Below are 22,655 nucleotides of genomic sequence, written 5' to 3' on the forward strand. Positions count from 1 at the left end.
CTCGTGAGTGGTGAGGACGGTCAGAACCGTCCTCACCACTCACGAGGCCGGACCGAAGGCGACGCCCAGTATTTCCAGGAAGGCCTTCGCCGCCGGAGTGACCGTGAAGCGGTTCCAGACGAGATGCTCGATCCGCGCGGGCGCGTCCCGCACCGGCACGGTGACCACGTCGGTCAGGTTCGGCACGAACTTCGACGGCAGCAGCGCCACCCCCAGTCCCTGATGGATGAGCCGCGCCATGTAGTCGGCGGCCGTCACCTCGAAGGCCACTTCCCGGGTCACTCCCGCCGCGGCGAAGGCCTGATCCGTCTGGGCCCGTCCCGCGGATCCCGCCGGGAAATCGACGAACACCTCCGACGAGAGCCGCTTCAAGTCCACTTCGGACTCGACGGCGAGAGGATGCCCCGGGGCCACGACGGCGATCAGATCGTCCCGGCCCAGTTCGCGGGTGGCCACGCCGTCCGGCCGGTCGGTCACCGGGAGACCGAGGAACGCGACCTCGATGGCGCCGTCCTTGATCTGCTCCACCAGCTGCCCGCTCGCCCCGACCCGCAGCCCGATCCGGACGTTCGGATACCGGCTACGGAAGGTCTGCAGTGCGGCCGGGACGTCGACCGCCGCGACGGTCGGGATCACGCCGACGGTGAGCCGCCCGCGGATCTCGCCGATGGCCGCGGCGACCTCCGATCCGGCCCGCTCGGCGGCCTCGAGACATTGCCGGGCGGCGGGAAGGAACGCCTCGCCGGCGGCGGTGAGCCGCACCCGGCGGCTCGTGCGTTCGAACAGCCGCGCGCCGAGCTCCCGTTCCAGCCGCGCGATCTGGTGACTCAGCGCCGACTGCACGACCAGACACCGTTGCGCGGCCCGCGTGAAGCTGTTCGTCTCCGCGACGGCCACGACGTATCGCATCTGCTGAAGCTCCATGGACTCATCTTGAATCACGATGGATCAAGTGACAAACATGTGTTGGACTCATTGATTGTCGGCACCGAAGCTGGGAAGCGTGAAAACGCTGACGACCACACCGCTCGCCGCGGGTCTCGCCGGAACCGCGCTGACCGCCTTCGCCCCTATGGTCTGGGGGACGACCTACGTGGTCACGACCGAACTCCTTCCGCCGGGACATCCGCTTTTCGCGGGCCTCATGCGCGCCCTGCCCGCCGGACTGATCGCGCTCGCCATCACCCGCACCCTCCCGCGCGGTACCTGGTGGCTGAAGGCCGCCGCGCTCGGCGTCCTCAACATCGGGATGTTCTTCCCCTTGCTGTTCGTCGCCGCCGAACGCCTGCCGGGCGGCGTCGCGGCCACGCTCGGCGCCGCCCAGCCGCTGCTCGTCGCGATCCTCGCCGTGGCCGTACTGCGTCAGAGCCCGTCCGCGTGGCGCTTCGCCTGGGGGATCGTCGGGGTCGTGGGGGTCGGCCTGGTCGTGATCGGGCCCGCGGCGGGCTTCGACCTCGTCGGCGTCATCGCCGGACTGGGTGGTGCGGGCACCATGGCGCTCGGCGTCACGCTCACCAAACGATGGGGACGCCCCGCCGGCGTCGGGCCGACCGCGTTCGCGTCGTGGCAGCTCACCGCGGGCGGGTTGTTCCTGGTGCCGGTGACCTTCCTGTTCGAAGGCGCGCCACCCGCGATCGATCCGGACGCGGCCGTCGGCTACCTCTGGCTCGGTCTGGTCGGCGGCCTGCTCGCCTACGTGCTGTGGTTCCGCGGCATCACGTCCCTGCCGGTCACCTCGGTAGCGGTACTCGGCCTGCTCTCGCCGATGGTCGCGGCGATGCTCGGTGCCGTGCTGCTCGGTCAGTCGCTCGGCCCCATCCAGCTCGCCGGTTTCGCGCTCGCGCTGGCCTCGATCGTGGCCGGCCAGATCACCCCGAAGAACAAGCGGGAAGGTGTCGTCCGATGAAGATCGCCGTCGTCGGAGCGTCGGGAATGGCGGGTTCCCGCGTCGTCGCCGAGGCCGTTTCCCGCGGACATCACGTCACCGCCGTCTTTCGCCGCACCCCACCGGATCTCCGCCATCCCGGCGTGGACGTGGTGCGCGGCGACGGCACCGATACCGGTCACATGAGGGCGGTGTTCGGTGGAGCCGACGCCGTCGTGGGCGCGACGAGACCCGCGCCCGGCGCCGAAGACACGGTCGCCGCCACGGTCACGGCGCTGCTCGACGCCGCGGCGGGCAAACGCGTCCTGGTCGTCGGCGGCGCCGGGCCGTTGCGGTCGCCGTCCGGCGGGCTGGTGATCGACGACCCGGCGTTCGTGCCGACGGAGTAGCGGGCCATCGCCTCGGCCAGCATGAGCCAGCTTCGGGCATGCGAGGCCCACGCGGGCGACTGGGTGTACCTCAGGCCGCCCGCGATGCTCGAACCCGGTGCCCGGACCGGGACCTACCGGCGGGGAACGACGACCATCCTCACCGCCGAGGACGGATCGTCCGGGATTTCGGCGGAGGATCTCGCAGTCGCCATCGTGGACGAACTCGAGAATCCCGGCCGGGACCGGCATTTCACCGTCGGCTACTGACGCCACAGCCGCCACTTCGGCTGGGGCGGATCACCGGGCGACGGCGTCTCCGGGCTCCGTTCGGCCTCGATCTGGATCTCGATGTTGGTCTTGTGCGAGATCGGATCCCAGATCTCCTCGATCGGCGCCAGCAGCGATTGGCTGACGCCTGCCCGGCGGGCACGCGCGGCGTACCACGCGAACCCGGCCAGGAAGAGGGGAAGGCTGAGGAACGCGGCCACGGGTGCCAGGAACTCCATGCGCCCGACGATACAGTAACGTCGTGTATCCAGAAACGGTCTGTTACTGAATGGGCGGGCGATGACCAGGCTGACACGAGCCGAACAGCAGCAGTGCACCCACGAACATCTGCTGGAGGCCGGACGCCAGGTCTTCTCGCGGCGCGGCTTCCTGGCGGCGACGGTCGAGGAGATCGCGGCCGACGCCGGGTACACCCGCGGCGCCGTCTACAAGCACTTCGGCGGCAAGGAAGGGCTGTGGCTGGCGATCATCGAAGCCACCGCGGAAGGACACCTCGCGGAGCTGAGGAAGACCCTTTCCCTCGCCACCGGCAGGGAAGACGTGATCGCGGCGCTGGCCCCGGTCGACGTGGCGGACAAGGACGCCGCCAGATGGAGCGCGGCGGCCGCGGAAGTGCTCGCCGCGACGGCGCAGCGGCCCGAAACCGCCGCCCTCGTCGCCGCCATCCAGCGGCGTCACGACGATGAGGTCGTCTCCCTGCTCGCCGAGCACACCCGGCGGCTCCGCCTCGAACCCGCCTTGCCGCTCCACGAGGCCGTCGTGATGCTGGGCGCGCTGGGCATCGGGCTCGCCCTGCGTCAGGCGGTCGCACCGGCCGCCGACCCCGCCGCGATCCTCACACACGTGCTGGACTCGGTGTTCCCGCCCGAGGCAACGTGACGTCAGGTCCGGACGTACTCCCGGTGACACCGGGGAGGGGTTCGATGCTGTGGGCCGGGCGGGCGCAGCACCCGCGAAAGTGGTTTCCCGAGTACACGGTGATGATCGTCGTCATCGGGATGGTCGCCGTCCTGATCGTCTTCGGGCATCCGGGCTCGGCGTTGCCCTTCTACGCCGGCATGTTGCTCGCGGCCGGTGTTTTTCTCGTCCAGCGCGTGAACGATGTCGAGCACGAGACCGCGCTCTGTCCTACCTGGTCACCACTCAGCGGATCATCTTCGCCGCGAGCTGACCCAACGGCACCGAATTCCGCTGGGTCTGGCTGCGTTACGTCCAGCATCCGCCGAAGGTCAAAGCCGGGAAAGCAGGCGCCGGCACGATCACTTTCGGCGGTGTGTGGGGCCGCCGTCAGCTCCGGTCCTGGAACTGAGGGCCATCGCCGATGCCGCGAATGTGGCGAACCTGATCCTTCAGGCACAGCATCGGGCCGTCGGAAGGACCTACACTCAGGCGCCGTGATCGATTCCTTCACCACCGCCGACCTCGTGGACGAACACGGCGACCGGCTTCGCGTCTGCGACACCCAGTTCCGTCAGTTCGGCGGACACCGGAAATTCTCGGGCCCGATCCGCACCGTCTCCTGTCACGAGGACAACGGCCTGGTCAAGAAGCTCCTGGCCACCCCCGGTGACGGCGCAGTCCTGGTGGTCGACGGCGGCGGCTCGCTGCACAGCGCGCTCACCGGCGACATGATCGCGAAGTCCGCCGTCGACAACGGCTGGGCGGGCATCGTCGTCAACGGCGCGGTGCGCGACAGCGCCGAGCTCGCCGGGCTCCCGCTCGGGGTGAAGGCGCTCGGCACCAACCCGCGCAAGAGTTCCAAGGCGGGCGCCGGCGCTGTCGACGTCCCGGTCGGTTTCGGGGGAGTGACGTTCACTCCTGGAGACACGCTTTACGCCGACGACGACGGCGTCGTGACCCTTCCCTCGACCGGATCCTGATCCGGCTCAGACGACGATGACCCGGCGGCCGCGCGTGTGCCCGGCGCGGCTGTCGGCATGGGCGACCGCGGCGTCGGCGAGCGGATAGGCCTTCTCGACCGGGATGTGCAGCTTCCCTCGCGCGATGAGGTCGACGGCTTCGGCCAGCGCGTCGGGCACGCTCCCGGCCACGCCGGAGAAGCGGACGCCGAACTCGGGCGCGCCGAGATCGGCGATGGAGACGACCTTCCCCGGATCCCCGGTGAGCTCGACCAGTTCGGCGATCACCCCGGAGCCGGCCAGGTCGAGAGCGGCGTCGACCCGGCCGAACCGCCGCACCCGCTCGACCCAGCCCTCGCCGTAGGTCGTGGCGAGCGCGCCCAGGCCGCGCAGGTAGTCCTGGTTCGCGGCACTCGCCGTGCCGATCACTTCGATGCCGCGTTCGCGAGCGATCTGCAGCACCGCCGACCCGACCCCGCCGGACGCGCCGCTGACCAACAGCTTCTCGCCGGGCCGCGCGCCGACTTCGCGGATCAGCCGCAGCGCGGTCTCGACCACCGAGGGGTATCCGGCCGCCTCTTCGAAGGTCAGTCCGTCGGGCATCACGGCCCAGGCCGTCAGCACGGCGAACTCGGCATAGGTGTTCGCGCCCTCGCCGAACACGAAGTCGCCGACGTCGACTCCGACGACACCTTCGCCGACCTCGTCCACGATTCCGGCGGCGTCCAGGCCCACGCCGGACGGCAACACGGTCGGATGCGCGCCGAGGACCTGGCCTTCACGGATTCTCCAGTCGACGGGGTTCACCCCGGCGGCCCGCACCGCGATGCGCACCTGGCCCGGGCCGGCGTGGGGATCTTCGGCGTCGACGAGCTGCAGGACTTCCGGACCACCGAACTCGGTGAAGATCACTTTCTTCATGTCGTCGACCGTAGCACTAACGGTTAGTGTTTTGAAACCGTTGTTGTTTTGGATCTGATAGCGTCCCCGCATGACCGTGCCGACCGGACGTCGTGAGCGGAAGAAGGCCGCCACCCGTCAGAAGATCGCCGAGACCGCACTGCGGCTTTTCCTGGAACGCGGGTACGACGCGGTGGGTATCCGCGAGGTGGCCGCGGAAGCCGACGTCGCCGTCACGACGCTCTTCTCTCACTTCGCCTCGAAAGAGGCCTTGGTGTTCGAGCAGGACGCGAACTTCGAGCAGAGCCTCGCGCGGGCGGTCACCGGAAGGGCGCCGCACGAGCCGCTCATTCCCGCGCTGCGTCACGAGGTCCACGCGATGGTGCGCCATTGCACGGCGGACGGCGCCGCCCCGATCTGGCGCATGATCGACGAGTCTCCCGCGCTGCGGGAGTACGAGGACTCGATGCGGCTGCGTCACGCGGAGACGCTGGCGGCGGCCATCGCGGCGGATCCGGAGTCGTCGCGGTCCGCGACCGCCTGCCGGACGATCGCGAGGTTCGTGCTCGACGCCTATTCGCTCGGCCGGGAGGCCGCCGATCCGGCGGCCGCGGTGAACGAGATCTTCCGGATGATCGAAGCGGCCTGGGAAGCCACCGGCCCCGCCTAGTGCTTGCAATCTGCCACCAGTTGGGACTGCCGTCACCGCAAAGCGGTTGCACATCACAATCGGAGGGGTCGTCGTGCTGACACAAATCGCGGAGGGTGTGCTGGTCCACCAGAGCGTGTTGCTCGAGAACAACGCGGTCGTCGTGGAGGGCGCGGACGGTGTTCTGCTCGTCGACCCCGGGCTCACGGGCGCCGAAATGGCTTGCCTCGCGCACGATCTGGCCGATTCGGGCCGCCCGGTGGCGGCGGGTTTCGCGACGCATCCCGACTGGGATCACGTGCTCTGGCACCCCGAGCTGGGTGACGCACCCCGTTACGGCACCGCCCGGTGTGGGGAGTATCTGCGTGATCTGCGGTCCAAGCCGGACTGGGAGACCGGCGTCGCCGAGGGGCTGCCACCGGAAATCGCCGGTGAGGTGCCGCTGGATCTGTTCGGTCTGATCACCGGCCTGCCCGCCGGAACCACCCGGATTCCTTGGGACGGCCCGGGAATCCGGATCGTCGAGCACCCGGCCCACGCCCCCGGTCATGCGGCGCTGGTGATCGAGGAATGCGGGGTGCTCGTCGCCGGCGACATGCTTTCCGACGTCCTGGTCCCGATGTTCGACGACGGCGGCGATCCGCTCGAGGACTACCTCGCCGGGCTCCGGGTGATCGAAGACGTGGCGGGCGACGCCGACGTCGTCGTACCCGGCCACGGGGCCGTCGGCGGAGCCGGTGCGGTGCGGGCACGCATCGACTTGGACCGGGCGTACGTGCACGCCTTGCGTGACGGCCGGACTCCGGACGACCCGCGAATCGGGCCGTCCGCGAAGCCTGGTTGGGAATGGGTGAGCGATCTGCACGCCGGGCAGGCCCAAAGCCTCGCCCGGAGACAGGCGTCAGCCTCTCGGCATGACGCAGAGCTCCCGTGACTCCCCGGACTTGAAGTCGTAGACGACGGGATTGCCGTACTCGTAGCCGGGCGCGGAGTTGCAGTCCGAGCCGGACGCGGACGCGAGCTGGGCGATCACCGCGTAGTTGGCGGAGGTGTCCGAACAGTGGACCCGGACGGCGCTGGCGCTGAACGCGCCGTTGCTGCCGGCGTCTTCGTCGGCCGAGATGCAATCCCCGGCCTGCGCGGAGAACGGGTCGGGGTCGACCTGGGGGACATCGGCGCCGGACGAGCCGCCGCTCGTGGTGATCGCCACGGTCACCGCGATCGCCCCGCCGGTGACGACGACCGCCGCCGCGGCGATCCCGACGATCAGCCCGGTCTTCGGGGCCTTCTTCGGCGGCGCGACGGGATACTGCTGCCAGATCGGCGACTGTTGCTGAGGGTAGGTCACGTCATCAGGATCGGCCTCGCCGATGAAATTCCGATGACACGCTTCACTTACGGGCGACGAGCCGTTCCACGAGCCCGAGCTTGAACCGTTCCCGGTGCTCCACGGCCAAGCCGAGACCGTCGATCTTCTCGAGCGGGCGGCGAAGGAAGTGTTCGCCCGCCATCGGCACGGTGATCTTCTCGGCCATCCATTGCAGGCCGCGGACCGCGCGCGACGAGCTCGCGATGTGGTCGAGCAGGATGAGCCTGCCCCCTGGCCGGAGCACCCTGGCCATCTCCCGCAGCGCCTTGCCGTCGTCCGGGATGGCGCAGAGCCCGAGCGTGCAGACCACCGAGTCGAACGAATCGGCGTCGAAGGGCAGGTGATGGGCATCGGCCCGCCGTAGCGTCACCGGACGGCCGAGACGTTCGGCGCGAGCGCGGGCGATGGAGAGCATGCCGTCACTGAGGTCGATGCCGGTGAGCGTGACGCCCTCGGCATAGAGCGGCAGGTTCAGGCCGGTCCCCACGGCGACTTCGAGGACTTCGCCGTCGGCCTGGCCGCAGGCCCACGCACGGGAATCCCCGAAGAGCTTCCGGTCCAGGAACTGCATCTCCCGGTCGTAGTTGCGGGATTTGGTGTCCCAGTAACGGTTCCAGCGGGTGGGCCGGGTCATGACGCTCCTTTCAGCAGCAGTGCTCACCGCGCCAGGCCTCACGGCCCTCCTTGATCGCGACGGCGGCGATGACGAGCGCGACCAGCGGATCCGCCCAGTACCAGCCGAAGAGGCTGTTGAGCAGCAGCCCGACGAGCAGCACACCGGAAAGATAGGTGCAGAGCAAGGTCTGCTTCGAGTCGGCGACGGCGCTCGCGGAGCCGAGTTCGCGCCCAGCGCGGCGCTGGGCGTAGGACAGGAACGGCATCACGAGCAGTGAGACCGCCGCGAGCACGATGCCGACAGGGGAGTGCTCGGCGGGGTCGGCGCCGAACAGGGTGCGGACCGCTTCGACGGTGACGTATGCGGCCAGCGCGAAGAAGGACACCGCGATGACCTTGAGCGCGGTGCGTTCGCGGGCTTCGGGGTCCTTCCCGGAGAACTGCCAGGCGACCGCCGTGGCCGAAGCGACCTCGATGACCGAGTCCAGGCCGAAACCGATCAGTGCCGTCGACGAGGCGATGGTGCCCGCCGAGATGGCGACGACCGCCTCGATGACGTTGTAGGTGATCGTGGCGGCGACCAGGAGCCGGACCCGCCGGGAGAGCACGGCACGGCGCTCCGGGGCCACTGTGGACTTCGCGGTGCAGCAGCCGTCCGCGCAGGAATCGTTCTCCACGCTCATCGGAGCACCTCGTCCATACAGGGTTCGGCGGTGTCGACGGCCAGCACGACCTGGACGAGTTCCCGCAGGGCGCGGGCGAGGTGCGCGTCCGCCAGCGAGTAGCGGACCTGCCTGCCTTCATAGGTGGCCACGACCAGTCCGCAACCCCGCAGGCAGGCGAGATGGTTCGACACGTTCGAGCGGCTCAGGCCCAGCTGCTCGGCCAGAAGCCCGGGATAGCTCACGCCATCGAGCAGGGCGACCAGGATTCGGCACCGGTTCGGGTCGGCGAGGGCGCGGCCGAGCCGGGCGAGCGCGGCGCCCTGGGTCTCACATGTCAGCACAGCCAGGACAGTACAGCGAACGCTGACATATCAGCAAGGGCTGAACCATTGACCCGACGGAGTGTCCCGACGCGACCCTCTGTTTCGTCGCGGTCTGTCAAGTCATCGCCGAACACGGGCACCGGAGCGACCCGAAAGAGTCCGGTGTGGCCACTCCAACGGTCGCACCCCGGGTACGCGGGGGAGTCCCGGCGTGCCTCGGCATGACACCTCAGCACAATTGCTGGCCCGATTGCGTGGCCACGGGAAAACGTCGAGTCACGTTTTCAAAAGGTTTCCCGTGCAAAGGGAATTCGGCATTCGAGTGGCCTTGTCGCATTACCTGAAAGTGCGCTTGTGCGGGAAAAACCCCTTGATATGTTGATCGTGCGGGGCCGCACTTCGGGGCATGACCGGCGCGCCGCGAATTGTGGATCTTGTTTGTTCACACGACTATCGAAGGGTGGACCTTGCTGTGACCGTGACCGAATCGGACACTTCCGCCGAAGGTGTCCAGGGGCCGGAAAATCCGCAGCTGAGTTTGGGCAGGGCCGCCGCGCGCAACCTGGCGACGACCACCAAATCCGTTCCGCAGATGCAGGGAATTTCGTCCCGGTGGCTGCTGAAATCGCTCGAATGGGTTCAGGTGAACGGCGGCGCCTACCGGGTCAACCGGCGGCTGAATTACTCGGTCGGTGACGGACGGGTGAGCTTCTCGAAGGCCGGCGCCGAGGTCAGCGTGATCCCGGCGGAACTGGGAGAACTGAAGCCGCTCAAGGGATATGACGACGAAGAAGTACTCGCCGAACTCGCCCGCCGCTTCGAACAGCAGGAAGTGGCGGCAGGCGACGTACTCGTCGAATTCGGCCACCGGGCCGACCGGGTCTATCTCATCGCGCACGGCAAGATCACCAAGACCGGCCCCGGCCCGTACGGTGACGAGACCGCGCTGGGCGTGGTCAAGGACGGCGACTACTTCGGCGCGCAAGCCCTCGTGGACGGTGACGGCATCTGGGAGTTCACCGCGAAGGCGGCCACCGCCTGCACCGTGCTCACCCTGTCCCGACCGGACTTCGAGCGCGTACTGGAGGAGTCCGAATCGCTGCAGGCGCAGATCGAGCAGGCGTCACAGGATTCCGGACGCGCCAACGACTTCGGCGAGGCCGAGATCGACATCTCCTCCGGGCACGACGGCGAGCCGCTGCTGCCGGGCACGTTCGTCGACTACGAGACCTCGCCGCGCGAGTACGAACTGAGCGTGGCCCAGACGGTGCTCCGGGTTCACAGCCGGGTGTCCGATCTCTACAACCAGCCGATGGACCAGACCGAGCAGCAGTTGCGGCTGACCATCGAGGCGCTGCGCGAGCGGCAAGAGTACGAAATGATCAACAACACGGACTTCGGCCTGCTCCACAACGCCGACTTCACGCAGCGCATCGCGACGCGCACCGGTCCGCCCACTCCGGACGACTTCGACGACCTGCTCGCGCTGGTGTGGAAGGAACCCGGCTTCTTCCTCGCGCATCCGCGCACGATCGCCGCGTTCAGCCGTGAATGCAGCAAACGCGGGATCTACCCGACCGGAACCGATCTCGGCGGGCACAAGGTCCCGTCCTGGCGCGGGGTGCCGATCCTGCCCTGCAACAAGATCCCGGTGAGCCAGACCAGCACGAGTTCCGTCCTGCTGATGCGCACCGGCGAGAAGAACCAGGGCGTCGTCGGCCTGCGGCAGATCGGCCTGCCGGACGAATACGAGCCCGGCCTGAACGTCCGGTTCATGGGGATCTCGGAGCAGGCGATCATCTCCTACCTCGTCAGCACCTACTATTCCGCGGCCGTACTCGTCCCGGACGCGCTGGCCGTCCTTGAAGCCGCCGAACTCGGCCGCGAAGGATGACCGCCACGACGCCGGAGGCCGACCGGCGGCTCAGTCTCGGCCCCGCCGCCGCGCGCAACCTGGCGACGACCACCAAGACGCGGCCGCAGATGCAGAGCATCACGCCGCGTTGGCTGCTGAAGATGCTGCCCTGGGTCGAGGCCTCCGGTGGCACCTTCCGGGTCAACCGGCGGCTGACCTACGCGATCGGCGACGGGCGGGTGAGCTTCACCAACGTCGGCACCGAGGTCCGGGTCGTCCCGCAGGAACTCGCGGAGTTGGCCCTGCTGCGGGGTTTCGACGACGAGGACACGCTGACCGCGCTCGCCGACCGGTTCGTACAGCACGAGTACCAGCCCGGCGAGACCATCGTCAGCCACGGGGCTCCGCTCGACGAGGTGGTGCTGGTCGCGCACGGCAAGATCGCCAAGGTGATGCCCGGCGAGTACGGCGCCGAGGCCTCGGTCGGCAGCATGGCCGACGGCGACCACTTCGGTGACGAAATGCTCGCCGGTATCGACCGGAACTGGCCGTTCACCGCGAAGGCCGTCACGCCGGTCATCGTGCTGACCCTGCGCGCGGAAGACTTCGCCGACCTCAACGGCCGGTCCGAGGCGATGCGCCGTCACGTCCAGGACATGCTGGCGCACAAGGGAAAGCCGCAGAACGCCAAGGGCGAGGCCGAGATCGGGATGTCGTCAGGGCACGACGGCGAGCCACTGCTCCCGGGCACGTTCGTCGACTACGAGATCTCACCGCGCGAATACGACCTCGCGGTCGCGCAGACGGCACTGCGGGTGCACACCCGGGTGACCGATCTCTACAACGGGCCGATGAACCAGTTCGACGAGCAGCTCCGGCTGACCGTGGCGGCGCTGCGGGAGCGGCAGGAGCACGACCTGATCAACAACCGCGAGTTCGGGCTGCTGCACAACGCCGACCTCAAGTCGCGGTTCCAGACCCGGTCGGGTCCGCCGACCCCCGACGACATGGACGAGCTCGTCAGCCGTCGCCGCAAGACGAAGTTCTTCCTCGCCCATCCGAAGGCGATCGCCGCGTTCGGCAGGGAATGCACCCGTCGGGGCCTGTATCCGGAGGGCACCACGGTCGACGGCAAGGTCGTCGGCGCGTGGCGCGGGGTGCCGCTGCTGCCCTGCGACAAGATCCCGATCACCGAGCGGGGCACGTCCTCGATCCTCGCCATGCGGACCGGGGTCGAGGACAACGGTGTGATCGGGCTGCACCAGACCGGCCTGCCCGACGAGTACGAGCCGGGCCTGAACGTGCGCTTCGACGGCATCAACGAACAGGCCGTCGCCTCCTACCTGGTCAGCACCTACTACTCGGCCGCCGTGCTCGTTCCGGACGCCCTCGGTGTCCTGGAGAACGTCGAGGTCGCGCGGTGACCACAACGAACAACAACGCTCCAGAAAGGACCACACACGTGACCATCGCCCGTACTCCCGCTCCTGCCAAGGTGCTGCGCACCGAGTACCAGAAGTCGGTGGCGTCGTACTGGAACAAGGAGAAGGATCCGGTCAACCTGCGTCTGGGCGATGTGGACGGGCTCTATCACCACCACTACGGGGTCGGCGAAGTCGACTGGTCGGTGCTGGAGGGTCCCGAGAACACCCGCGACGAGCGGATCATCGCCGAAATGCACCGCTTGGAGACCGCGCAGGCGGACGTCCTGCTCGATCACCTCGGCGACGTGAAGCCGGACGACCGGCTCCTCGACGCCGGCTGCGGACGCGGCGGGACCAGCATCATGGCCAACGCGCGGTTCGGCTGCCACGTCGACGGCATCTCGATCTCGGAGAAGCAGGTCGAGTTCGCCAATCACCAGGCCGAGATCAGGGGCGTCGCCGACCGGGTGCGCTACCACTTCCGCAACATGCTCGACACCGGCTTCGAAACCGGCTCGCGCAAGGCGATCTGGAACAACGAGAGCACGATGTACGTCGACCTCCACGAACTCTTCGCCGAGCACGCGCGGCAGCTGGAGTTCGGCGGGCGGTACGTCACCATCACCGGGTGCTACAACGACGTGACCGGTGGCCGGTCCAAGGCCGTCGCGCAGATCGACCAGCACTACACCTGCAACATCCACCCGCGCAGTGAGTACTTCAAGGCCATGACGGCGAACGGCCTGGTGCCGATCTCGGTCGTGGATCTCACGCCGGACACGATCCCGTACTGGGAGCTGCGGGCGAAGTCGTCGGTGGCGACCGGGATCGAAGGGCCGTTCCTGGACGCCTACCGCGAAGGCAGCTTCCACTACCTGCTGATCGCCGCGGACCGCGTCTGATCCCGCGAGACCATCGGAGCGAAGTGATGACCGAACAGGGTGCGCTCGCCACACTGCTGGCCGGTCCGAGCGGCCTGGGCACGTCCGCCGCCCGGCTGGCGTCCCGGCTGACCGCCGTTCCGCAGGCGGCTCCACCGCCTGCGGAACCCGCTCTCGACCCGGCGTACGCCTATCGGCCGTGGGGTGACGGGTCGGCGCCGCCGTTGTACTGCCCCGTCACCGAGCGGATCAACGACCCGCTCGCCGNGGCCGGTCCGCGCGGCCTGGGCACGTCCGCCGCCCGGCTGGCGTCCCGGCTGACCGCCGTTCCGCAGGCGGCTCCACCGCCTGCGGAACCCGCTCTCGACCCGGCGTACGCCTATCGGCCGTGGGGTGACGGGTCGGCGCCGCCGTTGTACTGCCCCGTCACCGAGCGGATCAACGACCCGCTCGCCGAGGAGGTGGACCGGCGGCTCGTCCGGTGGGCGGGGGAGTGCGGGTTCGACGAGGAGGAGTGCGAGCAGATCGGGAAGGCGGGCTTCGGCAGGCTGGTCATGCTCGCCCACCCGGACTGCGAGGATCCCGACAGGCTGCTGATCTCCGCGCGGCTCAACGCCGCGTGGTGGGCGGCCGACGACCTCTACGCCGACGACACCTCCCTCGGCGCCGTGCCTGCCGAGCTGCCGCCGAAGCTCGCCCTGGCGATGGCGGCCATGGACCCGGTGCCGTCGTTGGGCGAATTCAGCCGCGATCTCGACGAAACACTGCGGAACGACCGCGTTCTGGTGGCGCTGGGCTCGGCGACGGACTTCCTGCGGCGATCCGGGACCGCCGCGCAGGTCCAGCGCGTCTGCTACTCGACCTTCGCGATGTTCGTGAGCTGGACCGCCTACGCCGCGTGGCGCCACAGCGGGAAATACCCACCGGCGTGGGAGTACCTCGCGGCACGGCAGCACGACAGCTTCTACACCTCGATGACGTTGATCGACGTCCTCGGTGGCTACGAACTGACCTCGAACCTGTACTACGACCCGCGGGTCCGGGAGGCGGCGATCCAAGCGGGGACGGCGTCCGTGCTGGTCAACGACGTGCACTCGGTCACCAAGGATCTGGAGGACGAGTCGCCGCCCTGCAACGCGGTCCTGCTGATCGCCGACGACCGCAAATGCTCGATCGAGGAGGCCACGGCGATCACCGTCGAATTGCACAACGACGTCGTCCGGGACTTCCAGTCCGCGCACGAAAAGCTGAGCGTGGTCCCTTCTGACGAGCTGCAACGGTTCCTGCGTGGGTTGCGTGGGTGGATGGGCGGCGGTTTCGAATGGCACTCGACGAGCCCGCGGTACCGGACGAAACCCAGTGTTTAGTCCTCTGGATGCGGTAGTTCGCGACACGAACTTCCGCATTCAGAGGACTAAACGCGGAAGGAGGTCAGACGACGCCCGCCTCGATCAGCCGGCCCCAGATCACGCTCTGGTCCACGACCTCGACTTCGAGTTTCTCGGCCTTGGTGAGCTTGCTCGCCCCGACGTCGGCGCCGGTGATCAGCATGTCCGTATTCGCCGAGACCGAAGACGCGATGGTCGCGCCCGCCCGTTCGCACAGCCGCTGGAAGGTCGGGCGCGGCACCTTCTCGCCGGAACGGGGGTCGCTGATCGAGCCGGTGACCACGACCGTCTTGCCCTCCAGCGGCGCACCGGCCGCGACGACCGGCGGCAGGTCTTCTTCGCGCACGTCCAGCGAGACTCCGACCTCCCGCAGCCGCTCGAGCTCGGGACGAAGCCGGGTGAGGTGCTCGATCAGGGACGCGGCGACCTTCGGGCCGATGTCCTCCACGGCGACGAGACCTTCCTCGCCGGCGTCGGCGACCGCTTCCAGCGAGCCGAACCCCGCCCGGCACAGCCGCGCGGCCGTGCCCTCGGACGCCATCGGGATCGCGAGCCCGATGAGAGCACGGCGCAGGCCGACGGCCCGGCTCGCGTCGATCGACTCGATCATGCGGCTGGCGGAGATTTCGCCGATGCGGTCGAACTCGAGCAGCTTTTCCTTGGTGAGGCGATAGAAGTCCGACGGATGCTCGAGAATCCCGGCCTCGGCGAGCCGCTCGATCCAGACCCCGCCGATCGCATCGATGTCGGCGGCCGCGCGAGACGCCCAGTGGATCAGCCGCCGGACGGTCTGGGCGGGGCAGGCGACGTTGGTGCAGAACAGTTCCCGGCTGTTGCCCTGTTCGGTCAACGGCTCTTCGCACGACGGGCAGACCGACGGCGGAACGATCTCCCGCTCCTCGCCGGTGCGCTTGGCCGCGTCGAGAACACCCGCCACGAACGGGATCACGTCGCCCGCGCGGCGCACCAGCACGGTGTCGCCGATCTTGATGCCCCGGGCCTTGATGACCTCTTGGTTGGCCAGCGTCGCCCGGGTGACGGTGGTCCCGCCGACGAACACCGGCTCCAGCCACGCGACGGGCGCGATCTTGCCGGTCTTGCCGACGTCCCAGACGACATCGGCGAGGACGGTGGTCTTCTCCTCGGCGGCGAACTTGAACGCCAGCGCTCCGCGCGGTGAGCTGGACCTGGTGCCGGCCGCGGCGTACGCGTCGCGATCCGCCAGGCGCAGCACCGCACCGTCGAGGTCGTAGTCGAGTTCGTTGCGCTGCTGCTCGATCGTCGTGATGACCGCTTGGGCCGCCTCGGCGTCATCGCAGTGACGCATGTCGGCGGCGGCGAAGCCGAGCGTCCGGAGCGCGCCGTCGAGATCGGTTTCCGCGCTGTCCGGTTCGGTGGAGAGGTCGAAGGCGAAGAACTGGAGACGCCGCTCGGCGACGGTGGCCGGATCCTTGGCGCGCAGGGTGCCGGCGGCGGCGTTGCGCGGGTTGATCAGCGGCTTGTCCGGGTGGACCTTGTTGTAGGCGGCGAAAGTCGAGCGCAGCATGACCGCCTCGCCGCGGACCTCGACCCGGCCGGGCGCGTCGACCTTGTCCGGGACACCGTCGGTCAGCGCCCGGACCAGCATGGTCACGTCGTCGCCCGTGGTCCCGTCGCCGCGGGTGACCGCCCTGGCGAGCCGGCCGTTCTCGTAGACCAGCGCCAGCGAGAGGCCGTCGAGCTTCGGCATGACGACCACCGGCTGCCCCGGGAATCGGGCGAAGAACGCCTCGACCTGCTCGGGTTTGGTCGCCTTCTCCAGCGACAACATCGGACGCGAGTGGCGGATGGGCGCGTGCAGGATGGCGGGTGCGCCGACCTGCTCGAGCGGATTCGGATCCGGGGCGAGCTCGGGGTTCGCCTCGATGAGCCCGCGCAATTCGTCTTCGATCGCGTCGTAGTCGGCGTCGGCGACCTTCGGCGAGCCACGGTAGTAGGCGTCGCGAAGGACGACGATCTGATCGGCGAGTTCTTGGATGCGGTCCCGAGCGTTCACGGGGCAGAGATTACCCGGGACCACCGACAGAACACCGTCCGAAGAGGACTCGTGTCACGGGCTGACGGCGAGCACCAGGAACGCGGCCAGCAGGACCAGGTGCACCCCGCCCTGCAGCCGCGTCGCGCGGCCGGGGACGACGGTGAGCACGCTGACCGCGATCGTCAGCGCCAGCAGCACGATATGCGTGGCGCCGAGGCCCAGCATGAGCGGGCCGTCCAGCCAGATCGAAGCCAGTGCGATGGTCGGGATGGTGAGCCCGATGCTCGCGATCGCCGAACCGTAGGCGAGGTTCAGGCTGGTCTGCATCCGGTCGCGCCGCGCGGCCCGGGTCGCGGCCAGGGTCTCGGGCAGCAGCACCAGCATGGCGATCACGACGCCGACGAACGACTGCGGGAAACCCGCGGCGCGGACTCCCGCTTCGATCGCGGGCGACTCGACCTTCGCCAGGCCGACGACGGCGACCAGCGCGACCACCAGCAGTCCCAGGCTGGTCAGCGCGGCCTTGCTGCTCGGCGGTTCGGCGTGCTCCTCCTCCTTGACGGAGCCCTCGCTGTCGACCGGCAGGAAGAAGTCGCGGTGGCGCACGGTCTGCGTGAGCACGAAAAGCCCGTAGAGCAGCAACGACGCGACCGCGGCGAAGGTGAGCTGTGTGCCGTTGAAGGCCGGGCCGGGGGTGCTCGTGGTGAACGTCGGCAGCACGAGGGTGACGGAAGCGAGTGTCGCCACGGTGGCGAGCGCGCCGCCGCTGCCCTCGGGGTTGAAGTGCGTTTCGCCGTAGCGGCGGGCGCCGACCATGAGCGAGATGCCCGCGATGCCGTTCATCGTGATCATCACCGCGGCGAACACGGTGTCGCGGGCGAGGGTCCCGGCCTCGGGGCCGCCGGAGGACATCATCGTCACGATCAGCGCGACTTCGATGACCGTGACCGCGATCGCCAGCACCAGCGAGCCGAAGGGTTCCCCGACCCGATGCGCGACCACCTCGGCGTGGTGCACCGCCGCAAGCACCGTGCCGCCGAGGGCGAGCGCGACGATGACCACGGGCAGCGGGCCCAGGTCACGGCCCCAGCTCAGCGCCAGCACGACTATGGCGAGAACCGGCATGACGGTGGTCCAGGACACCGGGAATCGTCTGCGCGAAGCGGCCATGCCGTCACCTTCGCACACTCTGCGTGACGTCGCCCCTCCGTGGGGGTCGCGGGGTGACGAAGTTCTTGGCGAACATGCTGGGCAGTGGGCCGCGTGCCGGGTTCACGCCACATTGACGCCTGGTTCGCGCTCTGGTCCGGCACGGCGCCGCCCAGCATCGTTGATCGGGTGAGCCGCGACCGATCCGCTTCTCGGCCAGGGGAAGTCCCCGTGCCGATCGAAGTCCGCAAGAAGCAAGAGGCGGCCGCGGCCTCATCGCGAAGCAAGGACGTGGCGCGACGCAATCCTCATGGAGGGCGTGGGCGCTAGCGAGCGCCGACTCCGTCCAGGAACGTCTCCACGAGCAGATCGGCGGCACGCGGGGCGTCCATGTCCTCCTGCGACGCGAGGTGGAGCAGCTGGATCAGCAGCCGGCCCGCCCAGCCGTCCGGAATGTCCGCCCGGAGGAATCCCTCGTCGACGGCCCGCTGGAGGAACGTCTCCACGGCGGCGGAAAGCCGGCTCCGACGGTCCTGGATGGAGGGTTCGGCGCGCATCCGGGTCAGCTCGACCGGCCAGCGGCGGTTGACTTCGATGATGCCTTCGACGTAGCGGTGCAGCGCCACGGGAATCGCCGTCTCGGTGAACCGGGCTGCGCTGACGACCTCTTCGACCGCGGTCAGACGGGAGTCGTAGATGGCGGCCAGGAGTTCTTCGCGCGAGGCGAACCGCCGATAGACGGTGCGACGGTCGACGCCGGACTCGGCGGCGATCGCGCTGATGCTGGCCGAGGGGTCCTGGGCGAGCATCCGCGCGCCGGTCGTCAGGAGGGCTTCCAGATTGCGGGCGGCGTCAGCTCTCATGCCGGGAATGTATCACGCAGGCGTGGTGTTAATGAGTCTAAGTGCTACTTCAGTGTGACAGTTATGGAGGAAGATCGTGATCACGAACGACAAGCTCTTCATAGGCGGCGAGTGGACGACGCCGAGCGAGCCGACGAGGCTGGACATCGTGTCCCCGCACGACCAATCGGTTCTGGGACGCGTCGTCCAAGCGCTGCCCGCGGACGTCGACCGTGCCGTCGCCGCGGCTCGGGCCGCCTTCGACGAAGGTCCGTGGCCGACGACCTCGCCGGAGGAACGGATCGAGGTTCTCCGGCGGTTGAACGCGTTGCGGGAGGCTCGCGCGGACGAGATCGCGAAGCTGATCTCCGCCGAGAACGGCTCGGCTCTCTGGTTCACGCGGGCCGGGCAGCCCGGAGTGGGGCGGATGGCCCTTTCGTACCTGAAGGCGGCCGAGAACTTCGGGTGGGAAGAGACACTCACGCCCTCGGACCCCTCGTCGCCGTTCCGTTCGATCGTGCGTCGCGAACCGATCGGGGTGGTCGCCGCGATCATCCCGTGGAACTCGCCGTTCTCCGCGTCGATGGCGAAGATCGTTCCGGCGCTTCTCGCGGGGAACACGGTCGTCCTCAAGGTCTCGCCCGAGAACTCGCTCAGCATGAGCCTGCTCGCGGACCTGCTGGCGGAAGCCGGGCTGCCTGCCGGGGTGATCAGCGTGCTGCCCGCGGACCGGGAGACCAGCGAGTATCTGGTGAAGCACCCTGGCGTCGACAAGATCGCGTTCACGGGCTCGACCGCCGCAGGCCGCCGGATCGCGTCTTTGGCGGGGGAGCGGCTGAAGCGGGTCAGCCTGGAGCTGGGTGGCAAATCCGCGGCCGTGATCCTGCCCGACGCCGTCCTCGAGGACGTGATCGCCGGGCTGAAATTCGGATCCCTGCTCAACAACGGCGAGGCGTGCATCGCGCAGACGCGGATCCTCGCACCCCGGGACCGGTACGACGAGGTCGTCACCGGGCTCAAGGAGATGATGGAATCGCTCGTGGTCGGCGACCCCGCCGACGAGAAGACCTTCATCGGCCCGATGGTGCGGCCCGGTCAGCAGCAGCGGGTGCGCGACTACATCGACATCGGTGTCGCCGAGGGCGCGCGGCTGGTCACCGGCGGCTCCGAAGTCCCGGCAGGCCTGGACAAGGGCAACTACGTCACGCCGACGTTGTTCGCCGACGTCGACAGCAAGATGCGCATCGCCAAGGAGGAGATCTTCGGGCCGGTGCTGGTCGTCATCCCCTACGAGGACGAAGCCGACGCGGTCCGCATCGCCAACGACTCGGAGTACGGGCTCTCCGGCGGTGTCTGGTCGGCGGACGAGGACCGCGCGCTCGCCGTCGCACGGCGGATGCGCACCGGGACCGTCACCGTCAACGGTGCACCGATCGGCTTCGACGGTCCCTTCGGCGGCTACAAGGCCAGCGGAATCGGCCGCGAGTACGGCGCCGCCGGCCTCGCCCAGTACGTGGAGCTCAAGACCATCACGAGGGGCGAACGGCGGGGATCTTGACGGTGATCCGATCGCCCGCGGCCACGATCCGCTGAAAGCGGAACCGGCAGAGGGCGTAGAACATCTCGCCCAGCTCCTCAGGGTCGATACGGCCTTCGAGGTCGCGTTTGCTCGCGTTGAGCACCCGGCTGATCACGGCCGCGGGCACGCGGCCACCGAATTCGCCCATCAGCCAGACACCGATTTCGCCGATCTCGTCCGTGATCGTGCGCTGCGCGGTCATCGGCCGTACTTCTTCGCGTCGGAGGGTCACGACACTCCGACGGGTGACCGGAACACCCATGACGGGATACCCGCGAGATTGCTCTGCTCGGCCTAACCGCGCGGCGTCGGTTGCACCGAACCGTGCAGCGAGGCGGACCGATCTCCGGGAGAACCCCGATGTGACCGGCAGCCGGGTGTGCCAGCCTCGAAGTTGACCATTGTGGACAGTCAGGGAGGAGGGCACACGCGTAGTGGCCCCGGCAAGTGATGAAGAGACCACACGATGGATAGCGGAGTTGACGGCGCTCTGTGAACTTCACCGGTCCGCGGAGATCGGGGGATCGACGGAGGCGGTGTCACACGCGGGGTGGCACACCGGAGCCCGGATCGGGACGAGTACCGCGGACGGGCGGATGCTGGCGTACCACGATTCCGGTGTCGAGGCGGAATGCGTCTTCCGGGAGGGAGAGCGCACGCTGTTCAACATCATGAGCACCGGTTACGGGAGCGACACCGGCGAGCGCGGGTTCGCGGTGTGGAGCAGGCGGCCGGGCGTGCTCGGAGCGATCGACACCGGAGTGACGCGGCTGGAGGTGACCGATCCGGACGGCGACGTCGTCCAGGCCGCGATCGTGGCGCACACCTTCGCGGTGGACGTGGATCTCGGTCCGGTGCCCCAGACGGTCGACGAGGTTTTCGCCCCGTGGGAGCCGCCGGAGCTGACGGTCCGGGTGTACGGCGAGGGCGACTCGCTGCGGTACGAAGGTCCTCTGCTGACCGCGTGAAAATACGTGAAACCCCCTTCTCCACAGGATGAAGGGGGCTTCACGTCCTTGCGAGGTCAGCCGTTCGGAGTCGTGATCACCGCGAACGTGGAGCCCTGGCCGGCGATCCGTTCGCTGAGGTCGGTGGTGATCGTCTCGATCGGCGCGTAGTTGTTCAGCTCACCGGCCTGGCAGGGGCCCGACCGGGACTGCTGGTTGCCGACGAGGATGCCCAGTGCCGCGTGGTCGGCCTGGCTGAACAGCGGTCCGCCGCTGTCACCCGGACGGGCGCAGAGGTCGGTGTTGATGCCGACGTCCGTGGACAGGACGCGTCCGCACCGGGTCCCGACGAGATAGCCGGCGCCCGCGCCGCTGTCGACGGAATCGGGGTAGTTCACCGCGCTCGATGCCGTCCCGGAGGCGCAGACGACATACCCGGCCTTGATGTCGGCGAGCTTGCGGGCACTGGTGATGTACTCGTCGACCGAAGTCGCCTGCGCGCCACACGGGGTGTCACCGTTGCTGTCCATACCGCCGTTGCGGCAGTACTTCAGCACGCGGTTGCGGCCGGTCTGGCCTTCGAGCCACTGCGTCGCCGCCGCGTCGTTCACGTACGGCAGGGCCGCGTAGTCGTACGGGTACGAGCTCTTCTCGATTCCGTGCTGCTGCAGCACGTCGTTGCCGTTGTGCTGCGTCGGCGTGTTGTTGGTCTTGGTCCGCATGCAGTGCCCCGCGGTGAGCACCCAGCCCTTGCCGGGGAAACCGCCGCCGGTGGACCGCAGGTTGAAGCCGCTGGTGCAACCACCCCAGGTGCCGTTGTCGCGCTTCATGTCCAGCCGGAGGCCGCCGCGCATCGGGCCGTAGTTCGTGCAGTAGAGCGGATGACAGAAACCCAGGTCCACGTTCGCCGTGGACAGCGCGTTCGGGTTCTTCAGCACGCGCGAGACGACCATGCCGGATTCCGCCGCCGCGGCCTGGTGCGCGGCGTTCGTTTCGGCGGCCGCGGCCCGCACGGCCGCCTTCTCCTGCGCCACCCAGCCGCGTTCCCAAAGCACGACACGGTTTTCGGACTCGCTCACCGAAGGCAAGTACACCGCGTCCGGACCGGCGCCGACCTTGGCCGCGACGCGTTCCTTCGCCGCCGTCAGCTGCTGCAACGAGTGCTGGACCTGTTGCGTGCGAACGGCGGAGCGCGCGGGCATCGCCCTCAGATACGGCTCGGCCGCAGAGGGCTTGGTCATCGCCACGACCAGTTGCCCCTTGTCCTGGTCGAGCCACATGCCGCCGTACTCCGCGCCGCGGTCGCGGCGGAGCAGTTCGTCCAGTTTCAGGCTGTCGGTCTGGAGTTCCAGACGCCGCAACGCCTCCTGTTCGCTCACTCGGTAGTTCTCGACCAGATAGCGCATCGACTCCCGCACCGAAGCGGGGTCGAGCGAGGTGTGGAACGACTGCACGGTTCCGGCCGTCGCCGGACTGCCCAGTGCCATGGTCGCTGCCAGCACCGAAGCGGCCAGCGCCCCCAGTCTTCTAGCTCTCCGCACGAGATCTCCTCACATGTCGGGCGTTCGCGATCATTCAACCGGACGCCGCCGCGCGCGCGGGGAGATTTTCCGACATTGCCGGGCGCCCCCGGCCCCGGAAGCGGCCGG

Annotated in this window: 25 protein-coding genes; 13 read left to right on the forward strand and 12 right to left on the reverse strand. The window is 68.8% G+C overall.

Annotation, left to right across the window (positions count from 1 at the left end):
• Window positions 1-39: 39 nt before the first annotated feature.
• A complete protein-coding gene (locus tag ACXIZN_RS11840; RefSeq protein WP_457954304.1) occupies window positions 40-924 on the reverse strand; it encodes a LysR family transcriptional regulator in 885 nt (294 codons plus the stop codon).
• A 79-nt stretch (window positions 925-1,003) separates the two neighbouring features.
• Between ACXIZN_RS11840 and ACXIZN_RS11845 the strand changes: the two genes are divergently transcribed.
• The 3 genes from ACXIZN_RS11845 to ACXIZN_RS11855 are packed head-to-tail and all read left to right on the forward strand — an operon-like array spanning window position 1,004 to window position 2,523.
• A complete protein-coding gene (locus tag ACXIZN_RS11845) occupies window positions 1,004-1,906 on the forward strand; it encodes an EamA family transporter (RefSeq protein ID WP_457954305.1) in 903 nt (300 codons plus the stop codon).
• Entirely contained in the window at window positions 1,903-2,274 is a 372-nt protein-coding gene (locus tag ACXIZN_RS11850) for an NAD(P)-dependent oxidoreductase (RefSeq protein WP_457954307.1), read from the forward strand. The genes ACXIZN_RS11845 and ACXIZN_RS11850 overlap by 4 nt, the downstream gene beginning before the upstream one ends.
• Window positions 2,275-2,295: 21 nt before the next feature.
• Window positions 2,296-2,523 carry a hypothetical protein gene (locus ACXIZN_RS11855; protein ID WP_457954309.1) on the forward strand — a complete coding sequence of 76 codons (228 nt, stop codon included), beginning with the start codon at window positions 2,296-2,298 and terminating at the stop codon, window positions 2,521-2,523.
• On the opposite strand, the gene ACXIZN_RS11860 is transcribed toward ACXIZN_RS11855, so the two are convergent.
• Window positions 2,517-2,762, reverse strand: a complete 246-nt coding sequence (locus tag ACXIZN_RS11860; protein WP_457954311.1) for a hypothetical protein — start codon at window positions 2,760-2,762, stop codon at window positions 2,517-2,519. The two genes, ACXIZN_RS11855 and ACXIZN_RS11860, sit on opposite strands and share 7 nt — an antisense overlap.
• Before the next feature lie 61 nt (window positions 2,763-2,823).
• On the opposite strand from ACXIZN_RS11860, the gene ACXIZN_RS11865 reads away from it, so the two are divergent.
• Window positions 2,824-3,423, forward strand: a complete 600-nt coding sequence (locus tag ACXIZN_RS11865) for a TetR/AcrR family transcriptional regulator (RefSeq protein ID WP_457954313.1) — start codon at window positions 2,824-2,826, stop codon at window positions 3,421-3,423.
• A gap of 515 nt (window positions 3,424-3,938) precedes the next feature.
• Complete coding sequence (gene rraA / locus ACXIZN_RS11870; RefSeq protein WP_457954314.1) at window positions 3,939-4,424, forward strand: ribonuclease E activity regulator RraA; 486 nt, start codon at window positions 3,939-3,941, stop codon at window positions 4,422-4,424.
• Between the two features lie 6 nt (window positions 4,425-4,430).
• Here rraA and ACXIZN_RS11875 read toward each other — a convergent pair whose 3' ends face one another.
• The gene (locus ACXIZN_RS11875; RefSeq protein ID WP_457954315.1) at window positions 4,431-5,324 is read right to left on the reverse strand and encodes an NADP-dependent oxidoreductase; all 894 of its coding nucleotides are present in this window, start codon (window positions 5,322-5,324) and stop codon (window positions 4,431-4,433) included.
• A gap of 70 nt (window positions 5,325-5,394) precedes the next feature.
• Between ACXIZN_RS11875 and ACXIZN_RS11880 the strand changes: the two genes are divergently transcribed.
• Window positions 5,395-5,973: a TetR/AcrR family transcriptional regulator gene (locus ACXIZN_RS11880; protein WP_457954317.1), complete on the forward strand. Its 579-nt coding sequence runs from the start codon at window positions 5,395-5,397 to the stop codon at window positions 5,971-5,973.
• 73 nt (window positions 5,974-6,046) lie between these two features.
• Window positions 6,047-6,886, forward strand: coding sequence for an MBL fold metallo-hydrolase (locus ACXIZN_RS11885; protein ID WP_457954318.1), 840 nt, complete (start codon window positions 6,047-6,049; stop codon window positions 6,884-6,886).
• On the opposite strand, the gene ACXIZN_RS11890 is transcribed toward ACXIZN_RS11885, so the two are convergent.
• The 4 genes from ACXIZN_RS11890 to cmtR are packed head-to-tail and all read right to left on the reverse strand — an operon-like array spanning window position 6,854 to window position 8,942.
• A complete protein-coding gene (locus ACXIZN_RS11890; RefSeq protein ID WP_457954319.1) occupies window positions 6,854-7,300 on the reverse strand; it encodes an LppU/SCO3897 family protein in 447 nt (148 codons plus the stop codon). The genes ACXIZN_RS11885 and ACXIZN_RS11890 overlap by 33 nt on opposite strands.
• A 43-nt stretch (window positions 7,301-7,343) precedes the next feature.
• Window positions 7,344-7,955 carry a class I SAM-dependent methyltransferase gene (locus ACXIZN_RS11895; RefSeq protein WP_457954321.1) on the reverse strand — a complete coding sequence of 204 codons (612 nt, stop codon included), beginning with the start codon at window positions 7,953-7,955 and terminating at the stop codon, window positions 7,344-7,346.
• 10 nt (window positions 7,956-7,965) lie between these two features.
• Entirely contained in the window at window positions 7,966-8,619 is a 654-nt protein-coding gene (locus ACXIZN_RS11900; protein WP_457954323.1) for a cation transporter, read from the reverse strand.
• Window positions 8,616-8,942 carry a Cd(II)/Pb(II)-sensing metalloregulatory transcriptional regulator CmtR gene (cmtR, locus tag ACXIZN_RS11905; protein WP_457954325.1) on the reverse strand — a complete coding sequence of 109 codons (327 nt, stop codon included), beginning with the start codon at window positions 8,940-8,942 and terminating at the stop codon, window positions 8,616-8,618. The genes ACXIZN_RS11900 and cmtR overlap by 4 nt, the downstream gene beginning before the upstream one ends.
• A 454-nt stretch (window positions 8,943-9,396) precedes the next feature.
• Between cmtR and ACXIZN_RS11910 the strand changes: the two genes are divergently transcribed.
• From ACXIZN_RS11910 to ACXIZN_RS11925, 4 genes are all read left to right on the forward strand, one after another.
• On the forward strand, window positions 9,397-10,818 hold the full coding sequence (locus ACXIZN_RS11910; protein ID WP_457954326.1) for a family 2B encapsulin nanocompartment shell protein: 1,422 nt from the start codon (window positions 9,397-9,399) through the stop codon (window positions 10,816-10,818).
• Entirely contained in the window at window positions 10,815-12,203 is a 1,389-nt protein-coding gene (locus ACXIZN_RS11915; RefSeq protein WP_457954327.1) for a family 2B encapsulin nanocompartment shell protein, read from the forward strand. The genes ACXIZN_RS11910 and ACXIZN_RS11915 overlap by 4 nt, the downstream gene beginning before the upstream one ends.
• A gap of 38 nt (window positions 12,204-12,241) precedes the next feature.
• Window positions 12,242-13,105 carry a geranyl diphosphate 2-C-methyltransferase gene (locus ACXIZN_RS11920; RefSeq protein ID WP_126733076.1) on the forward strand — a complete coding sequence of 288 codons (864 nt, stop codon included), beginning with the start codon at window positions 12,242-12,244 and terminating at the stop codon, window positions 13,103-13,105.
• Between the two features lie 227 nt (window positions 13,106-13,332).
• The gene (locus ACXIZN_RS11925; RefSeq protein ID WP_457960498.1) at window positions 13,333-14,451 is read left to right on the forward strand and encodes a family 2 encapsulin nanocompartment cargo protein terpene cyclase; all 1,119 of its coding nucleotides are present in this window, start codon (window positions 13,333-13,335) and stop codon (window positions 14,449-14,451) included.
• A gap of 64 nt (window positions 14,452-14,515) precedes the next feature.
• Here ACXIZN_RS11925 and ligA read toward each other — a convergent pair whose 3' ends face one another.
• From ligA to ACXIZN_RS11940, 3 genes are all read right to left on the reverse strand, one after another.
• Window positions 14,516-16,507: an NAD-dependent DNA ligase LigA gene (gene ligA, locus ACXIZN_RS11930; RefSeq protein WP_457954329.1), complete on the reverse strand. Its 1,992-nt coding sequence runs from the start codon at window positions 16,505-16,507 to the stop codon at window positions 14,516-14,518.
• A 54-nt stretch (window positions 16,508-16,561) separates the two neighbouring features.
• On the reverse strand, window positions 16,562-17,659 hold the full coding sequence (locus ACXIZN_RS11935; protein WP_457954330.1) for a calcium:proton antiporter: 1,098 nt from the start codon (window positions 17,657-17,659) through the stop codon (window positions 16,562-16,564).
• A gap of 305 nt (window positions 17,660-17,964) precedes the next feature.
• Window positions 17,965-18,501: a TetR/AcrR family transcriptional regulator gene (locus tag ACXIZN_RS11940; protein ID WP_457954332.1), complete on the reverse strand. Its 537-nt coding sequence runs from the start codon at window positions 18,499-18,501 to the stop codon at window positions 17,965-17,967.
• A 76-nt stretch (window positions 18,502-18,577) separates the two neighbouring features.
• Here ACXIZN_RS11940 and ACXIZN_RS11945 point away from each other — a divergent pair, with 76 nt between their 5' ends.
• Window positions 18,578-20,038 carry an aldehyde dehydrogenase gene (locus tag ACXIZN_RS11945; protein ID WP_457954333.1) on the forward strand — a complete coding sequence of 487 codons (1,461 nt, stop codon included), beginning with the start codon at window positions 18,578-18,580 and terminating at the stop codon, window positions 20,036-20,038.
• On the opposite strand, the gene ACXIZN_RS11950 is transcribed toward ACXIZN_RS11945, so the two are convergent.
• Window positions 20,010-20,261 carry a hypothetical protein gene (locus tag ACXIZN_RS11950; protein ID WP_457954335.1) on the reverse strand — a complete coding sequence of 84 codons (252 nt, stop codon included), beginning with the start codon at window positions 20,259-20,261 and terminating at the stop codon, window positions 20,010-20,012. The genes ACXIZN_RS11945 and ACXIZN_RS11950 overlap by 29 nt on opposite strands.
• A gap of 334 nt (window positions 20,262-20,595) precedes the next feature.
• Between ACXIZN_RS11950 and ACXIZN_RS11955 the strand changes: the two genes are divergently transcribed.
• Window positions 20,596-21,027 carry a hypothetical protein gene (locus ACXIZN_RS11955; RefSeq protein WP_457954337.1) on the forward strand — a complete coding sequence of 144 codons (432 nt, stop codon included), beginning with the start codon at window positions 20,596-20,598 and terminating at the stop codon, window positions 21,025-21,027.
• A 56-nt stretch (window positions 21,028-21,083) separates the two neighbouring features.
• Here the strand turns inward: ACXIZN_RS11955 and ACXIZN_RS11960 are convergent, their stop codons facing one another.
• The gene (locus ACXIZN_RS11960; RefSeq protein ID WP_457954339.1) at window positions 21,084-22,547 is read right to left on the reverse strand and encodes a trypsin-like serine protease; all 1,464 of its coding nucleotides are present in this window, start codon (window positions 22,545-22,547) and stop codon (window positions 21,084-21,086) included.
• Window positions 22,548-22,655 lie beyond the last annotated feature (108 nt).

The sequence above is a fragment of the Amycolatopsis sp. TRM77291 genome, assembly GCF_054166285.1.

What these genes read in the sequence shown, in the direction of transcription:
- ACXIZN_RS11840 (WP_457954304.1), bottom strand. Translation starts at nt 924, where the DNA reads ATGGAGCTTCAGCAGATGCGATACGTCGTGGCCGTCGCGGAGACGAAC.
- ACXIZN_RS11850 (WP_457954307.1), top strand. Translation starts at nt 1,903, where the DNA reads ATGAAGATCGCCGTCGTCGGAGCGTCGGGAATGGCGGGTTCCCGCGTC.
- ACXIZN_RS11915 (WP_457954327.1), top strand. Translation starts at nt 10,815, where the DNA reads ATGACCGCCACGACGCCGGAGGCCGACCGGCGGCTCAGTCTCGGCCCC.
- ACXIZN_RS11855 (WP_457954309.1), top strand. Translation starts at nt 2,296, where the DNA reads ATGAGCCAGCTTCGGGCATGCGAGGCCCACGCGGGCGACTGGGTGTAC.
- ACXIZN_RS11900 (WP_457954323.1), bottom strand. Translation starts at nt 8,619, where the DNA reads ATGAGCGTGGAGAACGATTCCTGCGCGGACGGCTGCTGCACCGCGAAG.
- ACXIZN_RS11860 (WP_457954311.1), bottom strand. Translation starts at nt 2,762, where the DNA reads ATGGAGTTCCTGGCACCCGTGGCCGCGTTCCTCAGCCTTCCCCTCTTC.
- ACXIZN_RS11880 (WP_457954317.1), top strand. Translation starts at nt 5,395, where the DNA reads ATGACCGTGCCGACCGGACGTCGTGAGCGGAAGAAGGCCGCCACCCGT.
- ACXIZN_RS11940 (WP_457954332.1), bottom strand. Translation starts at nt 18,501, where the DNA reads ATGAGAGCTGACGCCGCCCGCAATCTGGAAGCCCTCCTGACGACCGGC.
- ACXIZN_RS11895 (WP_457954321.1), bottom strand. Translation starts at nt 7,955, where the DNA reads ATGACCCGGCCCACCCGCTGGAACCGTTACTGGGACACCAAATCCCGC.
- ACXIZN_RS11875 (WP_457954315.1), bottom strand. Translation starts at nt 5,324, where the DNA reads ATGAAGAAAGTGATCTTCACCGAGTTCGGTGGTCCGGAAGTCCTGCAG.
- ACXIZN_RS11865 (WP_457954313.1), top strand. Translation starts at nt 2,824, where the DNA reads ATGACCAGGCTGACACGAGCCGAACAGCAGCAGTGCACCCACGAACAT.
- ACXIZN_RS11935 (WP_457954330.1), bottom strand. Translation starts at nt 17,659, where the DNA reads ATGGCCGCTTCGCGCAGACGATTCCCGGTGTCCTGGACCACCGTCATG.
- ACXIZN_RS11950 (WP_457954335.1), bottom strand. Translation starts at nt 20,261, where the DNA reads ATGACCGCGCAGCGCACGATCACGGACGAGATCGGCGAAATCGGTGTC.